This is a genomic window from Streptomyces sp. YIM 98790, assembly GCF_011421595.1.
GTDB lineage: Bacteria > Actinomycetota > Actinomycetes > Streptomycetales > Streptomycetaceae > Streptomyces.
In genome coordinates, this window is record NZ_WTLH01000200.1 from 1 (window position 1) to 10,025 (window position 10,025).

5 protein-coding genes and 1 pseudogene are annotated in these 10,025 nt (G+C 72.1%); 1 reads left to right on the forward strand and 5 read right to left on the reverse strand.

Annotated features, from left to right (window positions below; genetic code table 11):
• The 3 genes and pseudogenes from GQS09_RS23885 to GQS09_RS23895 form a co-directional block, all read right to left on the reverse strand.
• Positions 1-363: pseudogene (locus tag GQS09_RS23885) on the reverse strand (hypothetical protein); the annotation flags it as partial.
• Positions 336-1,487, reverse strand: coding sequence for an ATP-binding protein (locus tag GQS09_RS23890; protein WP_243761725.1), 1,152 nt, complete (start codon positions 1,485-1,487; stop codon positions 336-338). The gene GQS09_RS23890 and the pseudogene GQS09_RS23885, both read right to left, overlap by 28 nt.
• 302 nt (positions 1,488-1,789) lie before the next feature.
• The gene (locus GQS09_RS23895; RefSeq protein WP_165989593.1) at positions 1,790-2,485 is read right to left on the reverse strand and encodes a maleylpyruvate isomerase family mycothiol-dependent enzyme; all 696 of its coding nucleotides are present in this window, start codon (positions 2,483-2,485) and stop codon (positions 1,790-1,792) included.
• A 193-nt stretch (positions 2,486-2,678) separates the two neighbouring features.
• Here GQS09_RS23895 and GQS09_RS23900 point away from each other — a divergent pair, with 193 nt between their 5' ends.
• The gene (locus GQS09_RS23900) at positions 2,679-6,242 is read left to right on the forward strand and encodes a WD40 repeat domain-containing protein (protein ID WP_243761727.1); all 3,564 of its coding nucleotides are present in this window, start codon (positions 2,679-2,681) and stop codon (positions 6,240-6,242) included.
• 20 nt (positions 6,243-6,262) lie between these two features.
• Here the strand turns inward: GQS09_RS23900 and GQS09_RS23905 are convergent, their stop codons facing one another.
• Positions 6,263-6,562, reverse strand: coding sequence for an NIPSNAP family protein (locus GQS09_RS23905; protein ID WP_165989596.1), 300 nt, complete (start codon positions 6,560-6,562; stop codon positions 6,263-6,265).
• A 212-nt stretch (positions 6,563-6,774) separates the two neighbouring features.
• Positions 6,775-9,537 carry a pyruvate, phosphate dikinase gene (ppdK, locus tag GQS09_RS23910; RefSeq protein ID WP_399552590.1) on the reverse strand — a complete coding sequence of 921 codons (2,763 nt, stop codon included), beginning with the start codon at positions 9,535-9,537 and terminating at the stop codon, positions 6,775-6,777.
• Positions 9,538-10,025: the final 488 nt, after the last annotated feature.

Below are 10,025 nucleotides of genomic sequence, written 5' to 3' on the forward strand. Positions count from 1 at the left end.
GCCTCCGCCTTCGTCACCGTCGCCCCCGCGGCCGGTGCGGGTGCCGCGGGCGAAGGCCCCCATCCGCCGGGCGGCGTCGCGGGCGGTGCGGTCGTCCCCGCCCGCCGTGCCGGAGTGCTCCGGGGCCGGGGCCCTGCCGCGCCGTCTGCGGCGCGGCAGCCCTCCGGTCGTGGTCATCGCCTCGGCCCCGGCGCCCGGGGCGGAGGCGGAGGCCGCATCGGTGTCCGTGCCGGTACCTGCGCCGGTGCCCGTGCCGCCGGCGGTGCCCGCGTCGCCGCGCCCGGCCGGCCCGGCCGGCCCGGCCGCAGCAAGGGGCGGCTCCTCCGTCACCTGGGTCAGCAGCGCGGCGGGCAGGAACACCACGGCACGGACCCCGCCGTACGGGGACCGGGNCCGGTACCTGCGCCGGTGCCCGTGCCGCCGGCGGTGCCCGCGTCGCCGCGCCCGGCCGGCCCGGCCGGCCCGGCCGCAGCAAGGGGCGGCTCCTCCGTCACCTGGGTCAGCAGCGCGGCGGGCAGGAACACCACGGCACGGACCCCGCCGTACGGGGACCGGGTGTCCACCGAGACGCTGAAGCCGTAGCGCGCGGCCAGCACCCCCACCACCGGGAAACCGAACTGCGGGGGGTCGTCGAGCTGGGTGACGTCCACGCTGCGCCGGCCGGTGAGCAGCGCGGCGGCGCGATGCGCCACCTGGCTGTCCATGCCCACACCGGCGTCGTCGATGACCACGCAGGCACCGTTGTGCACGGCCTGGAGACCGACCTCCACGCTGGTGTGCGGCTGGGAGTGGCGGGCGGCGTTGTCCAGCAGTTCGGCCACGGCCAGCACCACGGGTTCCACGGCCCGGCTGACCACCGCCAGGTCGACCTGCCCGGAGATCCGGATGCGCCGGTAGTCCCGGATGCGCGAGGTGGCGCCGCGGACCGCCTCGTCCAGCGGGGCCGCGGCGCGCTGCCGGCCGGGCCAGGAGCCGCAGAGCACGGCGATGGCCTGGGCGCGGCGGCTGAACTGGGCGTTGGCGTGGTCGATGGCGAGCAGGTCGTGCAGCACGGCCGGGTCGTCGTGGCGCTCCTGCATTTCGGAGATCAGCATCTGCTGTTCGTTGGCGAGCGCCTGGATGGAGCGCATGGAGGTCTTGAGTGCGGCCTTGGCGGAGCGTTCGGCGCGGGTGCGGGCGTCCGCGGCGGCGTCGGCGAAGCGTTCGGCCACGACGAGCAGACCCTTGCCGAAGTCGGTGCCGGCCAGTCGCTCGTCCAGCGGGCCGGGCACGGTCACCGGCCGGTGCACCGACTCCTCCATGGCGGGCAGCCGGACGGTGGCCAGGTGGCGGATCTCGTCGTCCCGGGCGCGCAGGCCGTCCGCGAGGCGTTCGCAGCGGCCCCGCACGACGGCGGTCACCCGCCGCTGACGCATCCACAGCACCACAGCGGACAGCAGGCCGGCGGACAGCAGCCAGAACACCGCCTCCGGGATGTGACGTGTCATTGATTCCTCATGGGAGCAGGGACGGACCCGGAGCCCCGCACGGGGAAGCGGACGGAGGGAACACCCAACGGCTCGGCCCTGCCCCGTGGTTGCCGGCTCCGGTGAGGCCCGAACGCTAGCACCAGGCGTCGCATTGAGGAAGCGGTGCCGCAAACTGTCCTTAACACGGAGTTACAAGGATGTTCAGTGCACTGCCCACCTATCCGAGTGCGAGCGTGACGTTCCCGTCCGCGGTTTGCGTACGGCCGGGAACGGCCGCGGCCCCCGCGTCCCCCCGGCCTCCCCGCACCGCCTGCGCGCTCTCAGGGGACCAGCGGGGCGTGCAGCAGCTCTCTCCCCGCCTCCCGGTCGCCCTCCCAGGCCAGCGAGGAGGCTGTGTGCGGCAGCCGGCCCCACAGCAGGAGCAGCAGATCCGCCGCGGTGCCGCGCACCGCGGCCACCGGCTCACCGGGGCCGTACGTCCAGGAGCGGCCGGTGTCGGCGGCCTCCACCCGCAGCGCCCGCACCGGCTCCGCCGCCCGGCCGCGCGATATCTGGCGCGGCGCCATCACCTCGAAGACCTCGGCCACGCCGTCCGCCGCCAGTCCGGCGTCCAGCGGCCCGGCCGCGCCCAGGGCGTGCTCGGCGTCCCACCGGTGTACCAGGGTCTCCAGGGCGCGGCGGCGCCGCCAGAAACCGATGGTGTGCGGCGGGAAGAACGTCCACGCCTCGGCGGCCGGATCGCCGTTCAGCGCGTCGAGCATGGCCGCGCAGGTGGAGTCGTACCACTCCAGCAGCGCGGCCCGCTCCCGGGGCGCGGGCTCCGCCCGGTAGTTCCCGCGCCGCTCGGTGACCGCGGTGGCCACCCAGAGATTCTGCCCGCCCAGATGATCGGCGAGATCGAGCAGCGTCCACTCCCCGCAGTGCTCGACCGGGGCGGAAAGATCCCCCTCCGCCAGGCAAGCACGGAAGGCATCGAGTTCACGGCCCAGATGACCGAGATATGCGGCTGAGTCCATCCCGTCCATTCCCGCACCGTATCCGGCCCGACCGACATCCCTGCCGGCCGGCACCCGCCGGCACGCCCTGCGGTTCACCAACCGGTCGCGCACTGCCACACTGCTTCTGCGCGCAGTAGCATGATCTGCTGTCGGTTGGGCGCCAGCGAGATCAGGCGGTCCGGGTGAATCCGTCCGGTCGCGCGGGAGGGGCATGAAGCGGCGGCTGGAACTGCTCCTGCAAGTTCTGCTGATCCTGGCGGCCTGCCTGCTGGGCATTGTCACCAACTACGCCACCGACGGGGACGAGGAACCGCCGCTGCTGTCCGCACTGCGGCGCTCCGCCGGACCGGCGCTGATCGTGCTCATCCTCATGATGATCGCCGTCCAGGTGCTCGTCTACCGTCTCCAGGCACCCGCACGAGCGCCGCGTGCCTGGGAGCCGGGCCGGAGCCCCTACCCGGGACTTGACGCGTTCACCGAGCAGGAGTCCGCCGTCTTCTTCGGCCGCGAGGATCACATCGCACAACTGACGCAACGGCTCCACAGCGCGGCCTCCGCTCCCGGCGAGCGCTTCGTCACCGTCGCCGGTTCCTCCGGGAGCGGCAAGTCCTCCCTCGTCAGAGCGGGCGTTCTGCCCAGGTTACGAGAGCGGCGCTGGAGGATCCTGCCGATCGTCACTCCCGGCGGCAACCCTCTCGCCGCTCTCGCGCAGTCCCTCGCCGAGGCTTCCGGGGCTTCTGACCCCACCCGGCTCGCCAGACGGCTGCGCCAGGCACCCCATGCCTTTGCGGAGGAGCTGGCGGCGCTGTCCCGGGACCGGCGGCTCCGGCGAACGCTGCTGGTTGTCGATCAACTTGAGGAAGCCGTGACCCTGGCCACCGCCGAGGAGCGCGACCGCTTCTTCGAATCCCTGCGCCACGCTCTGGCCCGGGACTCCCGGCTGTGGATCCTGGCCACCATCCGGGTGGAATTCCTCGGCGAACTGCTCGCCACCGGCCACGCCGACCTGCTGCGCGGCCCCGTCATGGTGGGGGCGATGAGCCGGGAGCAGCTGGTCCGCGCCATCGAGCAGCCGGGAGCGCTGGCCGGGATGGCCTTCGCCCCCGGGCTGGCCGACGCCATGGTGGACGATGCGGCCAGCACCGATGCCCTGCCGCTGCTCGCGTACCTGCTGGAGGAGATGTACTTGGAGGTCGGCCCGGGCGGAGCGGCCACCGAGTCCCTGTACCACCGGTTGGGCGGCGTACCAGGGGCACTCGCTCGGCAGGCGGACAACTCCGTGGCGGAGCTGCGCGAGACCGGGCAGGACACCGACCAGGTGCTGCGCGTACTGCTGAAGTTCGTCGCCGTGGAGGGCCAGGAGGTGTCCGGCCGGCCTGTGGCCCTGGCCGAGTTGACGGACCGCGAACTTCACGTGGTCGATGCCTTTGTCGACGCCCGCCTGCTGGTCACGACAACGGCACAAGGCGCGCGCGGCGCCGAGGAGGGCCAGGCCCGGGTCGCCCATGAGGCCCTTTTCCGCCAGTGGCCTCCGCTGCGCATGGAGGTCGAGGCGCGGATCGAGCGGCTGAGGCAGCGTGCCGAACTGGAACGCTGGGCCGCCGACTGGCAGCGCGCCGACCGTTCCGCGGACTACCTGCTGTCCGGTCAGCGGCTGTCACTCGCCGAGCGCTGGCTGACCGACTTGGAGCAGGAAGGGCTGGCCGGCCATGCGATCCGCATGCTGGTCTCCGCATCCCGGCAGAATGATGAGGCGTTCCTGCAGCGGGTCGCTGCCACCGTCGCCCACCACGTGCTGGACCACGCGGAACAGCAGCCGGAATCCTCTCTCCTGCTGGCGCTGGCCGCCTACGAGGAATGTGCTCGCAGTCCGCTGACCCAGCGGGCACTGATGGCAGCGCTTGCTGCGAGCCACCAGCGGGTCCGCGCCGTCGGCCACACCGACGCCGTCCGGTCCGTGGCATGGTCGCCGGACGGGCAGCGGATCGTCAGCGGCTCCCGGGACGGCACGGCCAGAATCCTCGATGCCGCCTCGGGCCGGACACTGACGGTGATCGACGGCTGCCGCTCCATGGTGGAATCCGTCTGCTGGTCGCCGGATTCCACGAGGGTGGCCACTGCCTCCCGGGATCTCACCGTGCGCATCTGGGACGCCGGAGACGGATCACTGGTGCGCAGCCTTTCCGGGCTCTCCGACATCGGACGCGGAGTCGCCTGGTCGCCGTGCGGCCGGTGGATCGCCGCCACGTCCCGGGACACCGTCGTACGCGTCTGGAACAGCAGCGACGGGGAGCTGTACCGGGAACTCCGCGGGCACCGTGACGACGTGTGGGGTGTCGGATGGTCCCCCGACAGCACCCGTCTGGCCAGTGCTTCCCACGATCGTTCGGCGATCATCTGGGACCTCACGGCAGGCAGGCCGGAGCGGACCGTGCTGGGACACACCGACTTCGTCGAGGGCGTGGCCTGGTCACCCGACGGCACCTGCCTGGCCACCTCGTCGGGGGACCAGACCATCCGCCTCACCGATACCGCCACCGGCAGTTTGCGGCTGCTCATCCGCACGCACGGCGACTACGTGTGGAGCGTGGCCTGGTCTCCGGACGGCAAGTGGCTGGCGTCCTCCTCGTCCGACCGGACAGCACAGGTATGCAGCACGCGGGACGCCGGGCCGATTGCCGTTCTCCGGGGGCACGAGGAGACGGTCTGGAGTGTCGGCTGGGATCCGTCCGGCTCCCGCCTGGTCACCGGATCGGCCGACGCCACCGTGCAGGTCTGGGACCTGCGGCAGCGCGGCGCGGAGGAACTGCTGGTGGCCGGGCATCAGCACCCCCTGACGACGGCCGCCTGGTCGCCGGACGGACGCCCCCTCATCGTCACCGCCGCAGGAGACGGCTCCGTCCGCTCCTGGGATGCGGAAAGCGGTGAGGCGCGCGGTCTGCTCACGCAGCACGAGGCACAGATCTGGTCCGTTGCCTGGTCCCCGGACGGGGCCCGGCTGGCCACGGCATCCAGCGATCAGACGGTGCGCATCACGGGGTCCAGCAACGCAGACACGATGCCCCGTGTGCTGGAGCATCCGAGCGTGGTCGAAGCCGTCGCCTGGTCGCCGGAGGGGGAACGCATCGCTTCCGCGGGCCGCGACTGCATCCTGCGCATCTGGGATGCGGACACCGGTGCGGAACGCCAGGTGTTCAAGGGGCATCAGGACTGGATCGGCGATGTCGCCTGGTCGGCGAGCGGACGCCTGATCGCCACAGCCTCGGACGACCGCACGTGCCGAATCTGGGATGTGGCGGCCGATGAGCAACTGGTTGTGCTTCGCGGGCACACCGGTTACGTCGACGGCGTGTGCTGGTCGCCGGACGAAAAGCGCGTGGCCACCGCTTCCGGTGACTGGACGATCGCCGTCTGGGAGGTCTCCTCCGGCCGCCGCCTCGCGACGCTGCGCGGCCATGGTGGCCGGGTGCGTGCCGTCGCCTGGTCACCGGACGGGACGCTGATCGCCTCCGTCTCGGACGACCGTACAGTGCGTCTGTGGTCGGCGGAGACCTACGAGGAGTCGTCGGTCGCCGGTGTGCACGCCGGCAAGGTGATGTCCGTGGAATGGTCCGGGGACGGTACACGACTGCTTACCGCATCGGCGGACGGCACGGCCAGGGTCTGGCCGACCCGGGTGGATTCCTCTCGGCTGCGGACCCGCGCCCGGCACCGGGTCTTCCGGACGCTCACCCGGGAGGAGCGGCAACTCCACATGCTGCCGCCCGCGCCGTAACCCGCCGGGGTTGAGTGGTCCTACAGCACCGGCTCGACGACCCGTTCCTCCGTGCGCACCAGGTAATCATCGGGGTCGAGCCGCATCTCCTCACGCTGCGAGGATGCCCAGTACTGGGCGTTGCGCTCGGCGAAGGACCCGGGGCCGCCGTAGGAGATGAGCCAGATGAACTGGCTGCGTTCGCGGTCCAGCCAGGCACCGCCGATCGTGAACCCCATGGCCAGACGCAGTGGAACGATCTCCTCGCGCCACCGCCGCGCCCACTCGTCGAGCATGCCTTCCTTGACGGTGTAGATCCGCAACTGCGTTGTACCGGACACCTCATGTCCCCTTTTCCTCGCCGAGTTTCCGGCCCGACGCTACCGCGTTCCGCTGACCGGATGCTGCGGCGTGCGGAAGCGGGAGAGGGGGGAGGGGGAGGGGGCGGCATCTCCGCACAGATGCCGCCCCCTTCGGGGGTCCGGGGGCCGCTGCCGGTGAGGGTCGGGGGTGGCAGCGGCCACCGGGGGCCGGTGGAGGGGTGACGGCGGGCTCAGTCCGCGGCGGCGCGGCCGGCTTCGAGGCGGGCCACCGGGATGCGGAACGGGGAGCAGGAGACGTAGTCGAGTCCGACCTCGTGGAAGAAGTGGACCGAGTACGGGTCGCCGCCGTGCTCGCCGCAGACGCCGAGCTTCAGGTCCGGGCGGGTGGCCCGGCCGGCCCGGGCCGCCGCCCGGACCAGGGCGCCGACGCCGTCCACGTCGATCGTCTCGAAGGGGGAGACCCCGAAGACGCCCTTCTCCAGGTAGGCGGAGAAGAAGCTGCCCTCGACGTCGTCGCGGGAGAAGCCCCAGACGGTCTGCGTGAGGTCGTTGGTGCCGAAGGAGAAGAAGTCGGCGGATTCGGCGATCTGGCCGGCGGTCAGCGCGGCGCGCGGGAGTTCGATCATCGTGCCGAGAGTGATGGCGAGGGAGACGCCGCGTTCCCGCTCGATGGACGCGATGATCTGCTCGGCCTCGTCGCGGACGAGTTCGAGTTCCTGGACGGTCCCGACCAGCGGGATCATGATCTCGGCGCGCGGGTCGCCGCCCGCGGCCTTCCGGTCGGCCGCCGCCTCTCCGATCGCCCGCACCTGCATGGAGAACAGGCCGGGGATGACCAGTCCGAGCCGCACGCCCCGCAGGCCCAGCATGGGGTTCTGCTCGTGCAGGCGCTGGACGGCGGCGAGGAGGCGGTGGTCCTTGTCGGCCGCCGCCCGGTCGGTGCCGGGTGAGGCGTCGTTGAGGGCGACGCGGACGGACAGCTCGGTGAGGTCGGGCAGGAACTCGTGCAGGGGCGGGTCGAGCAGGCGGACGGTGACCGGCAGGCCGTCCATGGCCTCGAAGATCTCGGTGAAATCGGCCCGCTGGAGCGGAAGGAGGGCGGTGAGCGCCGTGGCGCGTTCCTCGTCGGTCCCGGCGAGGATCAGGTGCTCGACCAGTTCCCGCCGTTCGCCGAGGAACATGTGCTCGGTGCGGCACAGGCCGATGCCCTCGGCGCCGAAGCGCCGCGCCCGCGCCGCGTCCTCCGCGGTGTCGGCGTTGGCGCGGACCCGCAGCCGCCGCTGCCGGTCGGCGAAGGTCATGATGCGGTGGACGGCGCGGACCAGGTCATGGGCGTCAGGAGCGGCCGGGTCGGCGTTGCCCTCGAAGTATTCGACGACCTCGGAGGGCACCACCGGGACCTCGCCGGCGTAGACCTTGCCGGTGGAGCCGTCGATGGAGATCAGGTCGCCCTCGTTGATGACCACCGCGTCGCCGTTGCGGTCCTTCAGGGAGAGCCTGCGGGCCCTGGTGTCGACGTCGAGCGCCTCGGCGCCGCAGACGCACGTCTTGCCCATGCCGCGGGCCACCACGGCGGCGTGCGAGGTCTTGCCGCCGCGCGAGGTGAGGATGCCCTCGGCGGCCAGCATGCCGTCCAGGTCGTCGGGGTTGGTCTCGCGGCGGATCAGGATCACGCGCTCGCCGCGCGCCGCCCATGCCACGGCGGTGGCGGAGGAGAAGACGGCCCGGCCCACGGCGGCGCCGGGGGAGGCGGCAAGCCCGGTGGCCAGGTGCTCCGCCGCCTCGGTGCCGTCTGCGCCGTCGTCGAAGCGGGGGAACATCAGCTGGGCGAGCTGGGCTCCGGTGACCCGCTGGAGGGCCTCGGCCTCGGTGATGAGACCCTGGTCGACGAGCTGGGTGGCGATCCGGAAGGCCGCCGCGGCGGTGCGCTTGCCGACCCGGGTCTGGAGCATCCACAGCGTGCCGCGCTCGATGGTGAACTCGATGTCGCACAGGTCCCGGTAGTGGTTCTCCAGGGTTTCCATGATGGACATCAGCCGGTCGTAGCCGGCCTTGTCCAGCCGCTCCAGTTCGGCCAGCGGCACGGTGTTGCGGATGCCGGCGACGACGTCCTCGCCCTGGGCGTTCTGCAGGTAGTCGCCGTAGACGCCCTGGTGGCCGCTGGCCGGGTCGCGGGTGAAGGCGACGCCGGTCCCGGAGTCCGGGCCCAGGTTGCCGAAGACCATGGCGCAGACGTTGACGGCGGTGCCCAGATCGTTCGGGATGCGTTCCTGCCGCCGGTAGAGCCGGGCCCGGTCGCCGTTCCAGGAGTCGAAGACGGCGTGGATGGCGAGGTCCATCTGCTCGCGCGGGTCCTGCGGGAAGTCGCGGCCGGCCTGTTCGCGCACGATCCGCTTGAAGTCCGCGACCAGTTCCCGCAGGTGTGCCGCGGTCAGCTCCACGTCGGTGGCCGCACCCGCCGAGCGCTTCAGCCCGTCGATCCGCTCCTCGAAGAGGTCGCCGTCGATTCCGAGCACGGTCTTGCCGAACATCTGGATGAGCCGGCGGTAGGAGTCCCAGGCGAAGCGCTCGTCACCTGCCTGCGCGGCCAGCGCCTCCACCGACTCGTCGGAGAGCCCGATGTTGAGGACGGTGTCCATCATGCCCGGCATGGAGAACTTGGCTCCGGAGCGGACCGACACCAGCAGCGGGTCGGCGCCCGTGCCGAGCCGCTTGCCCATCGTGGCCTCCAGCGCTTCGAGGTGCGCACTCACCTCGTCGCGCAGTTCCGGCGGCTCGGAGCCGGTGCGGAGGTAGGCCCGGCAGGCCTCGGTGGTGATGGTGAAGCCGGGGGGTACCGGGAGCCCGAGCCTGGTCATCTCGGCCAGGTTGGCGCCCTTCCCGCCCAGCAGTTCCTTGAGGTCCTTGTTGCCCTCGGAGAAGTCGTAGACGTACTTCACCGGTGGGGCCGGGGTGGTCGGGTCGAGCGTGAGGGACGGCGCTCTGGTCTGTATTTCCGGCACGGGACGACTCCTCGCGGAATGGCTGCCCTGACAGCGGGAGATTACCCCGCAGAACGCTCATCTGAGCGTTCCGGCCATCATGCGTGGCAAGAGTCACGCGGGCAACGAGCGACATATAGGCACATACAAGGAATTTTTGACCACGTTCGCGCGCCACGCACAGCAAGTCCCTGATCGAGGGAGGAAGCATCCCCCGGCGCCGGCGCCCTGAAATGGGCTGATATGTGTCTCACGCCCCCTTTCGGAATCGGTTCGGCCGGACCGCACCCCCGGTGAGGGTGAAGACCCGCCGCTGCGGCGGTGAGCGGAGTCACAAGGACATGGAACGGCCGGTCCCGCGACAGGCGGGATCGGCCGTTCGGGTCAGCGCGGGGGCCGTCCGGCTCGGGGCGCCACGGGGCCGTCCGGCCCCGGAGGCGAGGTCGGACGCGGGCCGGGCCCCGGGCCGGGCCGCGGGTCACGCCCCCGGGCCGGGCCGC